We start from the raw sequence: 19,896 nt of genomic DNA, 5'->3' as shown, positions 1-19,896 counted from the left end.
CGGTGTTCTGGCGTAGGCCAATTGCCGAAAAAGTAGTGATCCCGAATGCGGCACTCCCTTTTCCGTTTCACCCCTTCATTGCCTTGATGATCTTTTCCTGTGAAGCTTTCAATTGTTCAGGCGTAAGCTTGAGCTTGCCACGGGTGAAATTCAGGTCGTTTATACCGTTGATGGGCACCAGGTGCAAATGTGCATGTGGCACTTCGAGCCCTACTACGGCCATGCCACAGCGGTTACAGGGAAACGCTTTTTCAATAGCTTTTGCGATAGGCTGTGAAAATACCAGCATCCGGCCAAGATAATCTTCAGGCATATCGAAAAACTTATCTACTTCCAGCTTCGGCACTACCAATACATGCCCTTCAACCAGGGGAAAAATATCAAGGAATGCAAAGAAATGTTCATCTTCTGCAATCTTATAGGCCGGTATATCACCGGCAATTATCTTCGAAAAAATAGTCATATGCCCCGTAGTTTTTAATATGAGTTGAAAGCACTATACATGCCTTATAAAAACCATTGTAAGTGGCGCACAAAGCTACTGTAAATGATAAACCAGCCTAAAAGAAATTAGCAATAAATATCCGGGAATCTCGGGGTGTAACGGTTGTTAAACAGTGATCTCTTCAATCTGGAACTTGAGCAGGCCGGCAGGAACCTGAACTTCTGCCACATCGCCTACTACCTTGCCAAGGAGGCCCTGGCCAATGGGGGAAGTCACTGAGATTTTTCCCTGTTTCAGATCAGCTTCTTTTTCAGAAACGATAGTGTAGGTGATCCTTTTTTTATTAGCAAGATTAAGAATGGTTACTTTGGTAAGAATAGATACTTTACTGGTATCTACATTTTCTGTATCCAGTATCCGAACGCTGGCAATATCGTTTTCAAGTTTTTTTAATTTGGCTTCCAGTATACCCTGGGCTTCTTTGGCAGCATCGTATTCAGCATTTTCCTTCAAATCGCCTTTTTCACGTGCTTCAGCAATAGCCCTGGCCGCCGCCGGACGATCAACCGTACGCATACGCAGCAGCTCTTCCTTCATTTGCTCGAGTGTTTCTTTTGTAACGTATAAAACACTTGTCATAAAAACCTCCTTATTTTAAACCAGATATATTTGGTGCTCTCTACTATAAATAGAAAAAAAGAACAACGCCTCAGAGCTGAAGCGTTGCACTACTGTATAAAACAAAAATAAAGTTTTTTTCAGAATGATTTAGCTACCCGGATCGATTTTTTAAAAGGAAACCGGTTAAACCAGCGGCCTTGCCCATTCCTGGCGCAATTGGCGTCCCTGATTTAGCATTTTTTTAGCATGTACGGGCTACTAACCTTAGATCCCCAGTTTCTCCAATACCACACTGGCCATTTTATAAAAAGCCTCATGACTGTAGCCGGCAGTATGCGGTGTAATGAGCACATTGGGCTGCTGTAAAAGCCAGTCCAACTCCTTTTTCTCCGATTCGGAATAGGTTTCCAGCTTTTCATTTTCCAGCACATCGAGGCCGGCCCCGGCAATTTTACCATTCTGCAGGGCCCTGATAATAGCCCCGGTATCCTGCACCTTACCCCGCGAGGTATTTAAAAAAAACGGCTTGCGTTCAAGCGCATTAAAAAATGCATCATTGGCATAATGAAAGGTATCGTCGGTCAATGGCAGGTGTAAACTCACCACATCGGCATAGCGGGCAATTTGTTCCTGGTTGGCTTCCCGTACAATTCCTTTGGCAAAGCCAAATTTAAATTTATCACAGGCCAGCACCGTAACATCAAAAGCAGCCAGTAATTTGGCAAAGGCGCTGCCCGTGTTGCCAAAGCCCACGATCCCCACTGTTTTACCAGTAAGCTCAATACCCCGGTTGGCATCGCGTATCCATTTGCCCTCCCTTATTTCCTGCATACTGCTGTTCATCTTGTTCATCAGGCTCAGCAACATGCCCAGTGCATGTTCAGCTACAGCATTCCGGTTGCCTTCGGGACTGCTTGCGCATTTTATGCCCATACGTTCGGCATAGGCCACATCAATCAGTTCCATGCCACTGCCCAGCCGGCCAATCCATTTTAATTGCGTTGCCCGGTCGAGCATGGGTTTATCGATCTTTATGCGGGTGGTTACTATGAGGCCTTCCGCTTCCTGAATAATATTCAGCAGCTCTTCGTAAGTAACAGCGGGAACATATTGAATGGTAAAACCTTTTTTCTGTAACTGCTCAATCAGCCAGTCATGTACTTTGGCGGTTATAATCACTTTCTTCATCATCCTGTTGTCTGTATCTGGTGGGGTTATTATTTCATGGTGAAAGTAAGCCGGGCAAAATCGTTCACCGTTAATTGTTCGGCTCTTTTATCAAATATGGGATCTTTCAGTTCTTTGGGCGTATATAAACTTTTAACCGCATTCCGTAAGGTTTTACGACGCTGGTTAAAAGCGGTTTTTACCAGTACAAAAAATGCCCGTTCGCTTTTCATTTCAGGCACGGTTTGCCGGGGTGTTAACCTGATCACGGCGCTTTTTACTTTGGGGGGCGGATTAAAAGCATTCTCACTTACTTCAAACAAGTATTCCACATCAAAAAATGCCTGCACCAGCACGCTCAGGATCCCGTACACTTTATTGCCTTCGCGGGCAACAACCCGTTGCGCCACTTCTTTCTGGAACATACCAATAACGGTTTGCACACTGCCTTTCCATTCCAGTACTTTAAACAATATCTGTGAGGAAATGTTATAAGGGAAATTGCCCACTAGCGTGAACGGTTCGCCAAACGGCTGTTCAATTGTCAGAAAATCCTGGTGAATGATCTTTGATTGCAATGCGGGATATTGTTGCAGTAACCAGTTCACCTTTTCTTCGTCCAGTTCAACACATTTAAAGTCGATACCGGGCAATTGGTGTAAATATTTGGTTAAAGCACCGCCACCGGGGCCTACCTCCAGCAGCCGTTGAAATGGCTGCTGCTGCAATGCCTGCACTATTTTGTGACAAATATTTTCATCTTTCAGAAAATGCTGTCCCAGCGATTTTTTTAGTGTATACACATGGCAAAAGTACAAAGAAGTTGAGAAGTTGAAAGGGGTGCGGAAACAGAAGATAAGAAAGAGGTAGGGGAATATTCAGGAATGAAATCCGGCCGGACCTCTTTGATCCGCATGAAACTAAAACCTTGGTCAACCTTATATTTGTAAACGTCCTGTTCTTTTTCTTGTACTAATGGGTCTGGGTTTATGTAATTGCTGCATACCACATTCAACGGCCTCGCCTGTAATGACTCCGGATAGTGGTAATGCTTCCCATTGTATGCCCGCCGACTGTTTGCCGGCAGGTCGTGCATCCTCTATAGTTTTTAATGAATTGATTATATCGTCAGCCAGTTTGTTGCTGGTTTCAACACCATCAGTAAGTTTGTTGGTGGTGAGTAGTTCGTTAGCCAGTCTATCAGTGCTGATAGTGCCATCGGTTAACGGGCCGGTTATTATGGCGCCAGTTGCTTTATTTGTAGTGCTTACTTTACTGTTTACAGTAGCCGGAGGTGAATAAGCTCCGGTTGGGGTTATTTGTGCCAGTGCATGATCGTTACATACTGTTGTGATCAGCACAGCCAGTAGGGCGTTTTTCATATATACGGATCTTAGGGCAAGCTATAAACGTACCTTTCGAAATATTATTGGAAACTCAACACTAAAATAAACACTTACCAACAACAGATACGCTAGTTAAATAATGGAATTGTTTAATGTTTAATTCAAATCCTACATGAATACATTTGAGTGGTGGTTAAAACCTGCAGCTTAAAGCATAACACTTCAAGCTGCAAGTAAAACATAAAAAAACAACAGTTGTTATTTAGTGAGGATCATCTTTTCTATAAATGTATCGCTGCCCGCAAGCACTTTAACGGTATACATGCCTTTTGCCCAGCTTTTGAAATCATCCATGCTAATGGTAGAATAGCCTTTTTTCACCTGCGTGTGCATAGTTCTCATCAACTGGCCGGTAACACTATAAACCTGTACCTGCACATCCCTGTCGGCATCTGAATGCATGTATAGCTGAAAATGATCACGCACGGGGTTAGGCGACAGGGTTATCCCGGTTGAATTACCATCCAATGCCACTCGTATAGTTCTGGTGTATTGAACTCCGCCATTACGGCCCGATACCTTGATGCGGTAATACACATACGAACCATTCAACCCACTTACATTATCGGTAGCTTTATAGGCCAGGTACCGTGTTGTGGGCGATTGATTATTTACTATATCTACAAGCGTAAAATGTGTGCCATCAATACTTCTTTCAATGGTGAAAGATTGCACTTCCTGGTTCTGGAATACCGACCAGTCAAGGTTCACCACACTTTTTGCCAACTCGCCACTTAAGGTTACATCGTTGGTTGCCAGTACCACACAGGTAGGATCTGAAGTTATCACTACTGTATCGCTTGCATAATAAGGACAACTGGTGGCCAGTGTTTGCGTAACAATATAGGTACCTGGCTGGTCAACTGTAATACTTGTTCCGGTAGTGGCGCCAACAATGTGGCCATTGGCTGTGGTCCAGGCATAGTTAGAAGTTGAATAAGGATTTACAACTGTTAAAGTACTTATGCCTGTAGCGCCGCAAAATACCGGCTGATCGGCCGCAGCATCTGCCTTGTCGGGCAGGAACAGATCGAAGGGGCCGATAAAATCTTTTAACTCTGCATTAAAAGAAACAGAAGAACGCGTCTTGATCAGGATCTTGCTGAAAGGAATACCGCAATTAGTTACTCCAAGGAGTTTATCGGGGTTCAATCCCAAAATGGAGAGGTTCACCCCAAATTCCATAAACTGGCCTGCCGCGAAACTCGTCAGCACTGAATTATCGGCCCGCACTATTCCGTAAGGACCGGCCCAACTGGTAGTTGAATTTGTTGTACCAAAATAAAAAGGATCTGCGGTTTTCGGTTTTATACCGGCATAGCCATATTGCGAACCGCTGTTTGCGCCATCAAAGGTATACGTCCAGTCAAATGCATTGGGAATTATAGCAAAGTCAGCTTCGTCGATCCAAATGCGGGCTTCAATAGAAGAAAGGCTCGAGCTGCCATAATTAGCCGAAAAAATAATATCGCCCACCTGCGTTACATTACCCGCAGCATCAAATTTCCAGGAAGTGTGCCCGGCATCGGGGCCATACCCTGTGAATGCTTTCGTAGCGCGGGTGTAAAAAATATCGGTCTGGTATAATTCAAAATCAAAATACCGGTTACCATTCGTTGCCTCGAGGGCCAAACCGCCATACATCCACAGCGTATCGGCAAGAGTTCCCGTAGGGCCTTCCCTTCGAATATGCACATACGAGTCGAGGATATCATTTTTGTTGGGAATCGATTGTACATCACCTGTCCAATCGGCCGGACTGTCTCCATTTTTATCTGAGCCAGCAGCAAATGCAGTAGTATCATTGCCATGATAGTCGCGCACAAAAATAGCATCGATCAGTGTTCTGCTCCCTACAATACTAAAAGCGGGATATTGCATTTTCTTGTAGAAAGGAGTTGTCAGGTTTTTACCTGCAGCATATTGCGCCATTTTAGCCCCGGCCCCGGCAGTATCAATAATAAAAATACCAGTATTGGCTGCGCTACCAAGCCGGTAATACCAGTCATCATTTACAGGACTGGTCTTAAGCGCTTCATTGAACCAGTCAAGTTGTACATCGGCATCTACACCAAATTTACCGCGGATCACAGGCGCGGTTATCTGAGCCTGCGACCAGGATAAACTGGCTAGCAGTAACATCAGGGTAATAGTTTCACGTAAACGGATTTTCATAAAAACGGATTTATACTCTAAAGGGAAACAGTCTGCACGGAAGGTCTAATAGGTAGCCCGTTTATAAATGGAGGTCCGCATGAAAAGTATTGCCAACATAATTTTAGCATTTTCATAAGGGTGGATTGATTTTGGTCAAATGTAAATAACATTATATTAATATCATATAGTATATATACTAAATCATATATTTTCCTAAGGGCTTTGTTTCAGTAACTTAGGTGTTAACACTTAATTTAATAAGGAGAGGCCGGCCGGTTTTGGGATTAATTGTTGAACTAATTTTCCAGGATATGGAGTTTCCCGGCTTTACATCCCGGTATACCTTTAAGGCAGCCGTCTTTAACCCTTTACCCGAAAGGCTGGCTGGCATTATGCCTTAAACACACGGTGGAACATTATCTTGAACATTATATCGTAAATTAGCCGCTTCAATAGTAAACTCACAATGAACGCACAACAACAAAAACCCATAATAGGTATCTCGATCGGCGATCTGAACGGAATTGGGGCTGAACTGATCATAAAAACCCTGAACGATCATCGCCTGCTCGAACTTTGTACCCCCGTTATTTTTGCCTCTAATAAAGTGATCAATTTTTACCGTAAATCGGTGCCCGACATCAATTTCAGCTATCAAAGCATCAAGGAACTGAACCGCGTTAATTTTAAACAGATCAACATTTTCAATTGCTGGGAAGAAGAGGTGGGCATTACCCCCGGCCAGTTGTCTGATATAGGTGGCAAGTACGCTATCAAATCATTGACCATGGCAGTGCAGGCCCTGAAAGAAAATAAGATCCATGGATTGATCACGGCACCAATTCATAAAAAAAATACCCACAGCAACGAATTCAATTATACGGGCCATACGCCCTACCTGAAACACGTTTTCGGCGTGCAGGATGTAGCCATGCTTATGGTGGCTGGTTCGTTCAGGGTAGGTTTGTTAAGCGAACATGTTCCCCTGGCCGAGGCCGCAAAATATGTTACCCGGGAAAACATTCTGTCGAAGCTCAACATCATCAATAACTCACTTATTAAAGATTTTGGCATCGATAAACCCAAGGTTGCCGTACTGGGCCTTAACCCCCATGCCGGCGATGAAGGATTGATTGGCCGGGAAGAAGAAGAGATCATTAAGCCGGCTATTAAAGATGCGCGTCATTTTATGCTGGCCATGGGGCCCTACAGTGCCGACGCATTCTTTGCCCGCAGGCAGTATGAAAAATTCGATGCCGTACTGGCTATGTACCACGACCAGGGTTTAATACCTTTTAAATCACTGGCCATTGGCGAAGGCGTGAACTATACTGCAGGCCTGCCTGTCGTTCGCACTTCCCCCGACCATGGCACTGCCTTTGATATTGCCGGTAAGAACAAGGCCGATAATACCTCATTTCTCACAGCCATATTCGAATGTATCGATATCATTAACCGCCGCCATGGATATATTGAAAGCCATCGCAATCCCGTGAAGAAAGTTACACCGGCCATTCTCGCCAATGTGGAAGATGAAAAAATTGAAGAAGACAGCAACGAAGAATAAATTACAACATTGAATAACAAAAATCCCCCGGCCTTCCGGGGGATTTTTTATTTTGATAGGACAAGTAGGCTAAGGTTTATGAAATAAGTTTGCCTGTTCATAATTCCGGATCATCGGGATCAGGACAACTATCTCTGCCATAAGCTAAGGTTTAGGAATAAGATGTCAGTCATTGCAACTTTTAAGGTTTAAAAAATAAGGACAAGGTTTAAGCAATACACTTCATGCAAAGCATAGGCTAAGGTTTACGAAATAAGTTCACACATCAGAACAACTATTTCATACCAAATACACAGGAATCGCCCACTTCCGGGGCAGGAACATATTGAATGAAAGATTTAACTTGAATTACGAAGCACCTGGTACCTGTTGCCTTTAACAACCAACTGGTTAGTTACAACAACACTGGGTCTTAATGAATAAAAATAACCGGCAGGTAATTTGAAGATGCGTAGAAATAAAGACATGTTTTCAGTTTTCAGGTGTACGTTTCACAATTAAAGTGCGCTTATATAACGTATGTGTTGAATATATTATTTCCCCTAATAAATAATAAAGAATAGCACTTATTCAACAACTGGCTGATTATCACCAAACTGAAATTTCATACATCAAAATTATTTGACATAGATCAATAGCACAATAAAACATTTCTGGGGGCTATAGCACTTATTTAAACATCTCGTTGGCAATGCCCTTGTTTATAATATAACTGGTGTAGGAAATTTGAATTTTACCTTTTTGATTACCGCTTGCTGAATTTGCTTTTGATGTTTGTTCACCGGTATCATAATCAAATGCGAGCCCTTTGGGTAGTTTATAATCTTTGGTAGCAAATAAAAAAGTGATCACATCGGGCAAACCGCGGTTGCCGTATTTGCCATACTGCATTTCCATTTCGTAAGTTCCATTTTCGCGGGTGGTAATAATGGCCTTTTTCACCAGCGATTCTTTTTCATCAATATACAGGGTTGAAACCACTATGTCGCTCTTTTCATCGAGTGGTAATAATTTAACGATCGCAACCGGCGAACCATCCACCGTACCCTTTCCGGCTGCCACGGCCGTATAATTATTTCCTTCAAACAAAGAAGCCAGGTTAATATTGCCACCGCCTTTGGGCACAATGGAAATACCATCCTGTTTTCTGATCTTGAATTTATCGGGTTTCTTATAAAAAATGGTCACTTTCGATTCGGGAACCTTCATGAACGACACATCCGTTTTCATTACACCCTCAGCCTGATAGTCGTTTACAAGCGCCAGCTTTTCCTTTACTTTCTTTATCAGATCATTGGCATCCTGTGCACGGCTCACAAAACCAGGCAGTAAGAACAGCATCAGCAAACAGGCCAATACAGATAATTTCATTCCGGGAATATTCATACTACAAATTTAACACACCTGCATCAGCCAGCGGCAGTTTTAACGAAGCCTTACAGAAAGCAGCCTCAAGGGCCGCAGGCTTTTATAAAGGCAAGCTCTCCTCTGCCCATTTTAAAAATTTCCGTATTCCATACCCTGAATATCTTATACCCCAGTTCCTTTCTTCCGGGATTTCGGCCTACCGGTGTGGTAGCAGCGCTAACACCTGTAGCCATTAGCAAAAATAAACAGGCCATTATGGTTTAGGGGTTTATGGCCCTGAACCGACATATAAAAGGAAAGCAGAAAAACAGTTTGGGGCCCGGCATTGGCACTACTATTTGACCGTGGTTGCGTCGCACTCGTCGGGGTTCGGTTCGCTTTTCGGCTATGATCTTGAATCAGCAGCTCGTAAAACGAGGATCCGGCGTTTAGCATTTTGCAAACGTTTGTCTTAACTAATATGGCAGCGTTTGCATCGCGCATGTTTTAATTTCTTAATTTCCGTTCCTTCATCAAAAGAACACCTTGTGAAATCAGCATTATTTGTAATGTCATTTTTGTTGGGAGGCGCTAGTGCCTTTGCCCAAACAGGTAACTCAACCGCATTCGCACCCTACGCTCAAACAATGCCCGGCAGCAACGTAAGCTTTAATATGGTGCCAATACAGGCCGGCAGTTTTATGATGGGCAGTCCTGCCACCGAAACAGGTCATAAACCGGTGGAAGGACCTGCAAAAAAAGTAAAGCTCGATGCATTCTGGATGGGCGCCAAAGAAGTGACCTATGATGAATTTTTATTGTTCTTCAATGATGAAAATCTCCCCCGCGAATCAGAGGTGGATGCCGTAACCCGGCCTACACCGCAATATATTGATCTTAGCTGGGGCATGGGAAAACAGGGCGGTTTTCCGGTTAATAGCATGTCGCAATATACTGCTATGATGTATTGCCGCTGGCTGTATAAAAAGACCGGCATCTTTTACCGCCTTCCTACTGAGGCCGAATGGGAATATGCCTGCCGGGCGGGCACCACCAGCGCCTACTTTTTTGGCGATGATCCCAAACAACTGAAAGATTATGCCTGGTTTGCTGAGAACAGCAATAAGAAGTACCAGAAAACCGGGCAAAAAAAGCCCAATGCCTGGGGATTGTATGATATGCTGGGCAATGTAAGCGAATGGACGCTCGATCAGTTTCGCGAAGATTATTTTACCAGTTTGGGCGATACAGGCACCAACCCAATGGTGGCGCCAACGGAAACATATCCCCGCACGGTTCGCGGCGGCGGTTATTCCGACAAAGCCGATGCACTTCGCTGTGCAACCCGGCAGCCCTCCGATGCGTCATGGAATAAACGCGATCCTCAAATGCCAAAAAGCAAATGGTGGTTAACCGATGCCATGGCCGTTGGCTTCAGGATCGTTCGTCCGGTACAGGCGCCCACTGCAGAAGAAGCAGAAGCTTTTTATAAAAAATATTGCCGCGAGTAACACCCAGGGGAATTTTGAAATTTTGAGATTTCGCGATTTTGAGATTGGTCAGAAGGCAAAACCTAAACGAAATCGCAAAATCCCTAAATCGCAAAATCAGAAATCCGAAATTCAGGCTTCCGCCAAAAGGCGAATGAATAAAAGATTCAAGAATAAAAAATACATACGGTTCCTGATTTTGTTATACTAAAACTGATGCAAATGAGCACATCGAACAACCTTGCCACTTCGCGCCGCCGCTTTGTAAAACAATCTACCTGGCTGGCCGGAGGTTTACTTGCAGCTCCATTGATCTCAAAAGCCAATTTCTTTTCTGGTGCAGACGATACCATAAAAGTTGCGTTGATCGGCTGCGGCGGCCGGGGTACCGGCGCCGCACAACAGGCCTTATTAAGCAAACAGAACGTTAAGCTGGTGGCCATGGCCGATGCTTTTCGCGACAACCTCGACCGTAGCTATAAACGGCTAACCGCACCCGAAAACGCAAAAAATAATGGTGGTGTTAATTTAAGCGAACGCATCGATGTTCCGGAAGAAAGAAAATTCTCCGGTTTTGATGCCTATCAAAAAGCGATTGCCCTGGCCGATGTAGTGATACTGGCAACACCGCCCGGCTTTCGACCTATTCATTTTGAAGAGGCAATCAAACAAAACAAACATGTATTCATGGAAAAACCGGTGGCCACCGATCCTGCCGGTATAAAGAAGGTGCTGGAGGCCGCCGAATCAGCCAAACAAAAGAAATTAAACGTGGTAGTAGGTTTGCAGCGCCACTACCAGAATTCTTACCGCGAGTTATTCAAACGCAAAAAGCTCATCGGTGATATTATATCGGCCCAGGCCTGGTGGAACAATGATGGCGTATGGGTGCGCAAACGCCAGTACGGCCAAACAGAAATGGAATACCAGATGCGCAACTGGTATTACTTTGTATGGTTATGCGGCGATCATATTTGCGAACAGCATATCCATAATATTGATGTGGTGAACTGGTTCAAAGAGGGTTACCCGGTGAAAGCCCAGGGTATGGGTGGCCGCCAGGTGCGTAAAGGCAAAGATAATGGTGAGATCTTCGACCATCACTACGTTGAGTTCACCTATGCCGATGGCTCTGTGCTCAACAGCCAGTGCCGCCATATTCCCGGCACCATGAGCAAGGTTGATGAACTACTGGTGGGCACAAAAGGAAAGATCCAGTGCGGCGATGCCAACATTGTTGACCCGAAAGGAAAAGTGCTGTACCAGTTCGATAAACAAACCGAAAACAATCCTTACCAAACCGAACACGATGAATTGTTTGCGGCTATTGCCAAAGGTGAATACAAGTTCGCTGATGCCGAAATGGGCGCCCATAGCTCCATGACTTCTATCCTGGGCCGTATGGCCACCTATACCGGACAGGTAGTTGAATGGGACAAAGCATTGAACTCGGGGTTGAACCTGCAACCCCAATCATACGATTTCAATGCCATGCCACCCATTTTACCCAATGATGAAGGCTATTACCCGGTTCCCATTCCCGGAGTAACGAAGTATGGATTTTAAAAAATATTGATAGTCAGCCCGCCCCGAAGAAAGGTACAACCGGCACCATTCTTCGGGGCTTTATTTTGCCCGGCCGGCTGGCATACCTTAAAAATTTTACTTACCTTCCCCTTACTGGCAGCCAGCTTCGCTGCCCAGGCTCCGTTCAGTAGCAGAAAGTATTCCCAGGTTACTATTCAACCAATCAACAAGTGCAACGCAAATGGTATGATGTACCCATGCTGGTACCGGGTATTTGCCAATGATATCAATGTATATACGGGTAATTAAAACACGAATGTAAAATGAAGGGTGTGTCGCTTTTCAAGTGGTTCAAAAATGTATCCATTGCTAAAAAATTATACTTTACGGTAGGCATTATGGCTACCCTGATAGCTATTGAATTGGGGGCGCTCATTTTCTCCATAAATACCCTTTCTTCAGTAAGGGCATACGTAAGCGGTGAAGGGCTTTGGTCAAAAGCACAAAAAGATGCCATGTACCAGTTGTTGAAATACAGCCGCAGTCATGATGAAACCGATTATGATAAATTTAAATATTTTATGAATGTGCCCCGGGGCGATCACAAAACCCTGGTTGAGCTAAGCAGGAAAAAACCTGATATGAAAATTGCGCGGGAGGGTTTTATTGAAGGCCGCAATCATAAAGAAGATGTAGAGGGCATGATCAACCTGTTCACCCGGTTCAACTCCATTTCATACATCAACAAAGCCATCACAATTTGGTCAAAAGCCGATCCGCTGGTGGCTGAGTTCATCCCAATTGGGGAACAATTACATAAAGAAATTAACTCTGGCCATCCTTCAACTGAAAAGATCAATGAGATCGTGCAGGCTATTGACCCTTTAAATGCCCGCCTCACCAAACTGGAAGATGATTTTTCGTATACGCTTGGTGAAGGGTCGCGCTGGCTCGAGAACCTGGTGCTGAAAATATTATTTTCGATTGCCCTTACTGTTGAAATAACGGGTTTAACCCTGGCCATTGTGGTGAGCCGTAACATTCAAAAAGGCCTGAACGAGATCCTGCAATCGGCCAAGGCCGTTGCCAAAAGAGATTTTACCCGCAAGGCAAAAGCATTTTCAAAAGATGAGATCGGGATACTGGCCAATAACTTCAACACCATGTCTGAAGAGCTGGCTCTAAGTATCCGCAATATTGAACAGGCGCAACAAAAGTTCAAAGGGTTGTTGGAATCGGCCCCCGACGCCATTGTTATTGTTGGTGAAAAAGGGATCATTCAACTCGTCAATAACAAGTGTGAATATATTTTCGGGTACACTAAAAATGAGCTCATTGGTCATGACGTGGAGTTATTATTACCCGAACGGTTCCGTACCACGCCGCAGGAAAACCGGAAATTGTTTTACGACTTCCCCGGCGTGCGTTCAACCGATGTAGGCCTTGAATTATTGGGCCGGCGCAAAAGCGGCGAAGAATTTCCGGTTGAAATAAGTTTAAGCCCCATGCACACCAAAGAAGGATTACTGATCACAGCCGCCATTCGCGATATTTCTGAAAAGAAAAGGCTTGAAAAAGAGATCAGGGAATCTAATGTAACCCTCGAGAAAAAAGTAAAACAACGCACCGGCGAGCTGGAGATCAAGAACAAAGAGCTGGAACAATTTGCCTATGTGGCCTCACACGACCTGCAGGAACCGCTGCGCACTACTTCCAGTTTTGTGGAACTGCTTCGCAAGCAATACCATGGCAAGCTCGATGACAACGCCAACCGGTATATCGATTATGTGATACAGGCTTCTGACCGTATGAAAACTCTGATCAAAGACCTGCTCGATTACTCGCGTATTGGCCGGGAGAAAAAGTTTGAACCGGTCGATTGCAATGTTGCGTTTGAAGAAGTACTGGCCGACCTCGCCAAAGTGATCAAGGAAAATAAAGCAGTGATCACAACCGGCAAGCTGCCTGTAGTGAATGCATTTCCCACCGAATTAAAATTGTTATTCCAGAACCTGATCAGCAATTCTATCAAATTCCAGAAACAGGGCATTGCGCCATTCATTGAAATTTCTGCCGTACGCGAAATGGGCCACTGGCATTTCCGGTTCCGCGATAATGGTATTGGTATTGAGAAACAATACCAGCAACGCATATTTATTATTTTCCAACGGTTGCACAACCGGTCGGTTTATGAAGGTTCGGGTATTGGGCTTGCGCACTGCAAGAAAATAGTAGAGCTGCATGGTGGCACTATTTGGGTAGAATCGGAAGCCGGCAAAGGCAGCATTTTCCATTTTACAATAGCTGATTGATTGTCGGGGGTAGGAAGTAAGACGTAGGAAGTACGAAGATCCCGAAATTTCAGACTCGCTTTTACCTCCTGCTTCTGAACTTTTGTTTCGCAAATCACGATAAAACATCCTTCTTCCTAAAAATGATTACCGCCGCCCCTACAAACCCAATAATATGCACAACCAGTATCAGGGCCGAACGAAGAATAGCCGGCAGGTTTTGTATACTGCCGGGTACCGCACTGTTACCGGTTGTTGCCTTTATATCAAAAAATCCTTTCCAGCCAAGCATATGCGAAGTGAAAAGGAAGGGCTTCATCGATAAAAACAAGGGCAGGTCCATAGTCGTTAATATGGTGCACACAATAACAATGCTCATCGCCGCTACAATGGGACCAATTGAATTTTCAGCAAACAACGACAAAAAGAACGACAGGGCAGCTACGGTTGTCATGGCAATAGCCGCAAACCCAAATGCAGCAAGGTAACGCCAGAACACATCCGATTGTGGAATTTGAATGATCACCTGGCTCTGAAATACCATCAGGTCGCCCGAACCAAATATCAGCAGCGACACCAGCAGCGATAAAATGGCCATCCATATCAACAACATGAGGGTATAAATGGTAGATGCCAGAAATTTGCTGATCAATAAAGTAGACCGGCTAATGGGTTTACTGATCAGTAAACGCAAGGTGCCCATATTGGCCTCGCCGGCGATCATATCGCCCCCAACCAGCGCAATCAATAATGGCACATGTATGAGCAGGGTTTGCAGAATAAAATAACACACAAAATACCCATTCAGTATTTTGCCTTCCACATTAAACCGTTCAATACTTTGCAGCAGAAAACCAATATAGGTTTTGCCATCGAGGTACAGAGCCAGCTGAATTAATATTACAATAGCTGCAATGGCAATAAAAGCAATATATGTACGCGGCCGTTTGAATATTTTAAAAAGCTCAATTTGTAAAAGTGTCCACATGCCGGTTTTCGGTTGTTAATGACAGAAAATATGATTCCAATGAATTCTGGGGCTGCAAGGCCATAATATGAGCGCCGGCATTTACCAGCTCGGCCGTTAATTCAGGTACCTGTGGTTTGTTCATACGCAACAGAATAACGTTATTATTCTGTTCCTGAACACAGGCACTCCACCGGCTGTTTTGCAACCACGCCATTACGAGTTGCGGATTGGTGACCTCAATATGCACCATGGTGCGTGCGGGGTCAACCAGTTCGGCAACGGTTCCTTCCATTATTTTTTTGCCCTTATCAATGATGAGCATGCGGTTGGCTATCAATTCAATTTCATGCAACAGGTGCGATGATACCAGAATGGTTTTTCCCTGGTGGCGGCTCAGGTGTAATATAAGGTTACGGATATCGGCTATGCCCTGGGGATCTAATCCGTTGGTTGGTTCATCGAGAATGATCAGTTGCGGATCGTGGATCAGTGCAATGGCAATTCCCAAACGCTGTTTCATACCCTGCGAAAAGGTGCGCACTTTACTATGGGCCCGTTCGGTAAGCCCAACCTGTTCTAACTGGTCCATTAATTTTTTATCAGTAACAGCAACACCGCTCATTTTCGCAAACAGGGAAAGGTTTTCATAAGCCGTCAGGTATTTGTACAGATCGGGCTTTTCAATAACAGCCCCTATTTGCTGTAATACTTCTTTGCGGTGGGAATATAAGTTCCTACCAAACAATTCAATGGCGCCGGCTGTTGGTTCAATGAGGGTCAGCAGCATGCGAATGGTAGTAGATTTACCAGCCCCGTTCTGACCCAGAAAGCCATAAATATCGCCCGTGTTTACAGTAAATGAAATATCATTCACTGCCTTCACCTCACGATATTGCTTACTCAGATTACTGACCTTTATGATCGCAGACATATGTAAATAAAATGTACAAATTACAACCCGAAAAGGTTCGGGCCTGAAAAATAAAGGATTAGTCAGCTATAATTAAGACCGATTTAACCAAAATATATTTTTATGTGGTGCAGCTTGCAAAAAACAATTCCGTTAGTTACATTTGTAAGGTACCACTACATCCTCTGATAATTCCGTAACCCGCAGGAATATAATATCGCTCCTGTAATAAATTCCAAAAACCTACATAAGCCGCTGACTATTTGAATGATAGCAGTATTCAGATAAAAAAAGTCGCCGGTTTAATATCTTCCAGGAACTGCTTTTTATAGTATAAATACTTCCAATTCCTACGTAATCCCCTAATAATTCGTAATACCCATACCCTGTTCGTTGGTATCCTTTAAACAATGTATTTGCCTTTGAATACCCTTGATGGATCATTGCATCCACCACCGGAGTATTTATTTACTAATCGCTGAAACTTTCATTAATGAAGCGCATTTTTTGTTTACTGGTAATAACCGGCCTGTTGGCCTCCAGTACCAACGCCCAGGTTGCTGAGAACTTCAACACAAGAGACGGTGTTGCGTTATCACAGCTTAAAGGATATTTACAAACACATTGCTGGACTTTACCTGACGTGGACATCACCCGCGCCAATACCGACAGTGATGGCTGGCTGGTTCCCGGCGCCACCATAACGGCGAACCAACGCACCGGCATTTATACCCCGGCACTGGATATTACCGGCCAGGTTACAATTTCCTTTAACTGGCAATTTAACCAGGCCTTTGAAAAAGGCACCCGCAGGTGGCTGAAACTGTATTTAACCGATCCCAATAATTTGCTGGTTAGCCGGTTAGACAGTATCGAATGCGCCCCGGTTTCGGCACAAACATCGCACACATATAATAAGTCATTCTCAAATATTCAACCGGGTATATATAAACTGTACCTGAATTACCAGGGCACAGGCGGCACTACGCGTATTGCTATTGATCAGCTGGTGGTTTCAGCTTCCCTGCATTATGCCGAAGGCTGCAATACCTCGCCTGTTGCCGAAAACGACATCATTACCGGACTGCCCGATCATACTGCTTACGGTCAGGTCACTGAAAATGACCGGGATGCCGATCACGATCATTTTAATGCCTACCTGATCGCCAACTCTCCCGATGGAAAAGTGGTATTGAAGGGAGATGGCAGCTTTACATTTACACCCAATCCTGATTTTACCGGGCATTCAACCACATTTACCTATAAAGTATGTGATAATGGTTTTGGCCGCCTGTGCTCGCAGGATGCTACCGTTAAACTTGATTTCCCCGATGAGTCAATAAGCCTGAATGATTTCGCCGGGTTGTATAACGACGGCGGAGAGGTTCAATTGAAATGGGCCACCGGTTACGAATTCAACAGCAACCGCTTCGAGATAGAAAGAAGTATCGATGGCCGTAAATGGCAAACAGCCGGTACTGTAAAAGCACAGGGCACTTCAAATGTGCGGAAAGTATATTCCTTTAATGATGAAGTGGGCAAGAACACTGCCCTTAAAAAAGACCTGTATTATCGCCTGAAACAGTTTGATAATGCCGGTAAGGTAGCCACGAGCCGGTTACTGGTAGTACGGGTGTACAATACACCAACAGTGAAGATGGTGAGCGTTACCCCCAACCCGGCAAAAAATGATATTGCCGTTACAACGCAATTGAATGAGAGCAGCTATGTGGCTATGAAAATATTAAATGCCGATGGAGACATTGTGATCAATAAAACATCGAAAGTTGCTGCAGGTGCAAATAGTTTTATTATGGAAGGCACGCATAATTTACAACCCGGCGCTTATACGCTTGATGTAACCGTGAACAGCAAAGAGCGGATGATGGTCAAGCTGATCAAGGAATAATAATAAGTTTCACAGATAATACGCCCCTGCTTTTACCAAAAGGCAGGGGTTATTTTATATGTATACCCAGGTACGACTGCAGGTTCTTTACATATTGCTCAAACGCAGCAACGCCCGCCGGGGTTATTTTACACATGGTTTGCGGATAATTATCCTTAAACTGTTTTGTTACTTCAATATAACCGGCTTCTTTTAACTTGTTTATCTGCACACTCAAATTACCGGCGGTTGCATTTGTCTTTTCGCGAATAAAAGTAAACTCCGCCTCCTTCACGCTAATGAGAAGTGAAACAACCGCCAGCCGCAGTTGAGAATGTAAAATCGGGTCTAGATCTTTAAACTCCATTTCAATCGCATTCAACCTTATTGAATATATCTTTTACAAATATAATGCTACGCCAGCGCCCTGTTCGAACGCCTGAATTTTATTCGCAACAGGTAACCCGGCACAATCCAGGCGATGACCATGGCCGCTGATACCAGCAATAAATGATATTCAAACGGAATTACAGGTGTCACTACCGATAGCGCCCAGCAACCGATGCCACCCCACATCAATGGTTTAAAGCGTAGAATAATGCCCGACAAAAAGGTGGGCATTCCATAAATGACCAAAAACAGGGGATCTATGAGTTTATAATACTCTTTTCCCTGAATGGTTCCAATGAGCACCGCCGCCAGGAACATGATGATCACAAATGTGAGCCATACATATTTGATAATATCATCAGTATAGGTGCGAACCGTTTGTTTCCGCCGCTTTCTGCGCAAAACGAATATCTGATATATTGTGGTTGCCCAGGTAAGCGTCCAAACCAGGTAATGCTTCTCAAATTGAATACGTAACAGAAAAAATTCCGTAATGCTGCAAAGAAATACCACCCAGCCCCATAACAAATACAATGAACCATCTTCATTAAAACGGTTCGTGGCCCGGTTGATCATGGATTCAATCAACGCTAAACTTTCCGTGTGCGAAAAAGAAGTGTCTTTTTCCATATAACAGTAAAATTAATAATAGTCAATCCGGCAATAATCAAATTACCGGATGTAGAGATACAATAAAAAAATTGTTCACGCACTATAGTGGTGCGTGAACAATTCAAAATTATTTACAACCATCAAGCACTTTCTGGGTTTGACTTTTACCCCAATTGGGGGCTATGCCCGATGCCGGTTTAAACGCGTCAAATTTCTTTATGGCTTCTTCAAGCATGGGTTTGGCAGTGGCGCAACCACCACCGAATTGCTCGGGGGTGTTACGTAAATTCTGGCCCTGTAAGTAATAGGGTCTTGGATTGGTGGGGTCCTGCTTTTTGGCATTTTCAATTTCTGTTTGTATAACAGCCCCGTATTGTTGCCAGCGTTGTTGCGGATTTACCAGCATACGCAGGGTGGCGATCATTGCTTTTACAACACTGATCTCTGAATTATTGGGTTGTGCGGCGTCGGCTTTGTTCAACAACTGTTCAGCTTTTTGGGCAAAGGCATCATTATTGGCCATGTCGTTCTTCATAAAAGCATATATCACCTCGCTTAAGGAAGCATAATAATAGGGAAGCCATTGTGTTTTTTCGGCATCGCCAATACGCTCAAAGCTGGCAGATACTGCCAGCATGTCATCGGCAGTTTTAGCCGAATCAAACTGGGCAATGTTAGTGGTCATTGCTTTGGTGAACTTTTCGCTTTGTGCAAACCCCTGGGTTACTACAGCAAGCGACATAAGTGCAAAGAAGATTTTCTTCATGATGATCTGTTTTTATTTTTTAAGGTGTATTTCATTTCGGCAGGTCATTCTTGTTATTTCAATTCACCTGCTGTTGTTTCAGTTTTTCATATTCCCGTTCTACACTATTGTTGGGATTGGTATAAACATAGGCGTTTAAAAAATGGAAAAACAGGCCAATTCCCCATCCCGCCATTGGCCATACCGGCCAGGGATACCCCATGTTACCTTCGTTTATGCCGGCCCAAAGCCATATGCCCCAAAAGAAACAGCTCATCCCAATATAGGACATCAGGTTATATTTAAACCCAACCCGCCGTTGGGCAATTTTCCACAATTGTGGGTCTTTTTCATTTTCCATGT

At 44.1% G+C, this 19,896-nt stretch carries 20 protein-coding genes; 5 read left to right on the top strand and 15 right to left on the bottom strand.

Going from position 1 to position 19,896, the window contains the following annotated elements:
- Window positions 1-67: 67 nt before the first annotated feature.
- The 6 genes from A3860_RS24360 to A3860_RS24335 all read right to left on the bottom strand — a co-directional run bounded on the left by A3860_RS24360 (window position 68) and on the right by A3860_RS24335 (window position 5,814).
- Window positions 68-463: an HIT family protein gene (locus tag A3860_RS24360; protein WP_081150911.1), complete on the bottom strand. Its 396-nt coding sequence runs from the start codon at window positions 461-463 to the stop codon at window positions 68-70.
- Between the two features lie 147 nt (window positions 464-610).
- Window positions 611-1,084 carry a transcription elongation factor GreA gene (gene greA, locus A3860_RS24355; protein ID WP_081150909.1) on the bottom strand — a complete coding sequence of 158 codons (474 nt, stop codon included), beginning with the start codon at window positions 1,082-1,084 and terminating at the stop codon, window positions 611-613.
- Between the two features lie 246 nt (window positions 1,085-1,330).
- The gene (locus A3860_RS24350) at window positions 1,331-2,257 is read right to left on the bottom strand and encodes an NAD(P)-dependent oxidoreductase (RefSeq protein ID WP_173820251.1); all 927 of its coding nucleotides are present in this window, start codon (window positions 2,255-2,257) and stop codon (window positions 1,331-1,333) included.
- Between the two features lie 26 nt (window positions 2,258-2,283).
- Window positions 2,284-3,036 (bottom strand): 16S rRNA (adenine(1518)-N(6)/adenine(1519)-N(6))-dimethyltransferase RsmA, encoded by a 753-nt coding sequence (gene rsmA, locus A3860_RS24345; RefSeq protein WP_081150907.1) that lies wholly within the window; start codon window positions 3,034-3,036, stop codon window positions 2,284-2,286.
- Window positions 3,037-3,171: 135 nt separating this feature from the next.
- Window positions 3,172-3,615 carry a hypothetical protein gene (locus A3860_RS24340; RefSeq protein ID WP_081150905.1) on the bottom strand — a complete coding sequence of 148 codons (444 nt, stop codon included), beginning with the start codon at window positions 3,613-3,615 and terminating at the stop codon, window positions 3,172-3,174.
- A gap of 222 nt (window positions 3,616-3,837) precedes the next feature.
- A complete protein-coding gene (locus A3860_RS24335; RefSeq protein ID WP_081150903.1) occupies window positions 3,838-5,814 on the bottom strand; it encodes a T9SS type A sorting domain-containing protein in 1,977 nt (658 codons plus the stop codon).
- A gap of 448 nt (window positions 5,815-6,262) precedes the next feature.
- Between A3860_RS24335 and pdxA the strand changes: the two genes are divergently transcribed.
- Window positions 6,263-7,363 (top strand): 4-hydroxythreonine-4-phosphate dehydrogenase PdxA, encoded by a 1,101-nt coding sequence (gene pdxA, locus A3860_RS24330; protein WP_081150901.1) that lies wholly within the window; start codon window positions 6,263-6,265, stop codon window positions 7,361-7,363.
- 338 nt (window positions 7,364-7,701) lie between these two features.
- On the opposite strand, the gene A3860_RS42130 is transcribed toward pdxA, so the two are convergent.
- From A3860_RS42130 to A3860_RS41240, 3 genes are all read right to left on the bottom strand, one after another.
- Window positions 7,702-7,830 carry a hypothetical protein gene (locus tag A3860_RS42130; RefSeq protein ID WP_262497326.1) on the bottom strand — a complete coding sequence of 43 codons (129 nt, stop codon included), beginning with the start codon at window positions 7,828-7,830 and terminating at the stop codon, window positions 7,702-7,704.
- Between the two features lie 202 nt (window positions 7,831-8,032).
- Window positions 8,033-8,749, bottom strand: a complete 717-nt coding sequence (locus A3860_RS24325) for a LolA family protein (RefSeq protein WP_081150899.1) — start codon at window positions 8,747-8,749, stop codon at window positions 8,033-8,035.
- A gap of 65 nt (window positions 8,750-8,814) precedes the next feature.
- Window positions 8,815-8,964 carry a hypothetical protein gene (locus A3860_RS41240; protein ID WP_216823500.1) on the bottom strand — a complete coding sequence of 50 codons (150 nt, stop codon included), beginning with the start codon at window positions 8,962-8,964 and terminating at the stop codon, window positions 8,815-8,817.
- A 294-nt stretch (window positions 8,965-9,258) separates the two neighbouring features.
- On the opposite strand from A3860_RS41240, the gene A3860_RS24320 reads away from it, so the two are divergent.
- From A3860_RS24320 to A3860_RS24305, 3 genes are all read left to right on the top strand, one after another.
- Complete coding sequence (locus A3860_RS24320; protein ID WP_081150898.1) at window positions 9,259-10,221, top strand: formylglycine-generating enzyme family protein; 963 nt, start codon at window positions 9,259-9,261, stop codon at window positions 10,219-10,221.
- A gap of 201 nt (window positions 10,222-10,422) precedes the next feature.
- A complete protein-coding gene (locus tag A3860_RS24315) occupies window positions 10,423-11,766 on the top strand; it encodes a Gfo/Idh/MocA family protein (RefSeq protein ID WP_143774245.1) in 1,344 nt (447 codons plus the stop codon).
- Window positions 11,767-12,059: 293 nt separating this feature from the next.
- The gene (locus A3860_RS24305; protein WP_158085343.1) at window positions 12,060-14,039 is read left to right on the top strand and encodes a PAS domain S-box protein; all 1,980 of its coding nucleotides are present in this window, start codon (window positions 12,060-12,062) and stop codon (window positions 14,037-14,039) included.
- 94 nt (window positions 14,040-14,133) lie between these two features.
- Here the strand turns inward: A3860_RS24305 and A3860_RS24300 are convergent, their stop codons facing one another.
- Window positions 14,134-15,006, bottom strand: coding sequence for an ABC transporter permease (locus A3860_RS24300; protein ID WP_081150890.1), 873 nt, complete (start codon window positions 15,004-15,006; stop codon window positions 14,134-14,136).
- Window positions 14,984-15,919, bottom strand: a complete 936-nt coding sequence (locus A3860_RS24295; RefSeq protein WP_081150888.1) for an ABC transporter ATP-binding protein — start codon at window positions 15,917-15,919, stop codon at window positions 14,984-14,986. Before A3860_RS24295 ends, A3860_RS24300 begins: the two co-directional genes overlap by 23 nt.
- Window positions 15,920-16,391: 472 nt before the next feature.
- Between A3860_RS24295 and A3860_RS24290 the strand changes: the two genes are divergently transcribed.
- Window positions 16,392-17,807, top strand: a complete 1,416-nt coding sequence (locus A3860_RS24290; RefSeq protein ID WP_081150886.1) for an Ig-like domain-containing protein — start codon at window positions 16,392-16,394, stop codon at window positions 17,805-17,807.
- 49 nt (window positions 17,808-17,856) lie between these two features.
- Here the strand turns inward: A3860_RS24290 and A3860_RS24285 are convergent, their stop codons facing one another.
- The 4 genes from A3860_RS24285 to A3860_RS24270 all read right to left on the bottom strand — a co-directional run bounded on the left by A3860_RS24285 (window position 17,857) and on the right by A3860_RS24270 (window position 19,894).
- Window positions 17,857-18,153, bottom strand: coding sequence for a winged helix-turn-helix domain-containing protein (locus tag A3860_RS24285; protein WP_081150884.1), 297 nt, complete (start codon window positions 18,151-18,153; stop codon window positions 17,857-17,859).
- Window positions 18,154-18,200: 47 nt separating this feature from the next.
- Window positions 18,201-18,806, bottom strand: a complete 606-nt coding sequence (locus A3860_RS24280) for a hypothetical protein (protein ID WP_081150882.1) — start codon at window positions 18,804-18,806, stop codon at window positions 18,201-18,203.
- 109 nt (window positions 18,807-18,915) lie between these two features.
- The gene (locus tag A3860_RS24275) at window positions 18,916-19,554 is read right to left on the bottom strand and encodes a hypothetical protein (protein ID WP_081150880.1); all 639 of its coding nucleotides are present in this window, start codon (window positions 19,552-19,554) and stop codon (window positions 18,916-18,918) included.
- 58 nt (window positions 19,555-19,612) lie between these two features.
- Window positions 19,613-19,894: a 2TM domain-containing protein gene (locus A3860_RS24270; RefSeq protein WP_081150878.1), complete on the bottom strand. Its 282-nt coding sequence runs from the start codon at window positions 19,892-19,894 to the stop codon at window positions 19,613-19,615.
- Window positions 19,895-19,896 lie beyond the last annotated feature (2 nt).

It is taken from the genome of Niastella vici (genome assembly GCF_002077945.1).
GTDB lineage: Bacteria > Bacteroidota > Bacteroidia > Chitinophagales > Chitinophagaceae > Niastella > Niastella vici.
This window is presented reverse-complemented; position numbering and strand designations above follow the sequence as displayed.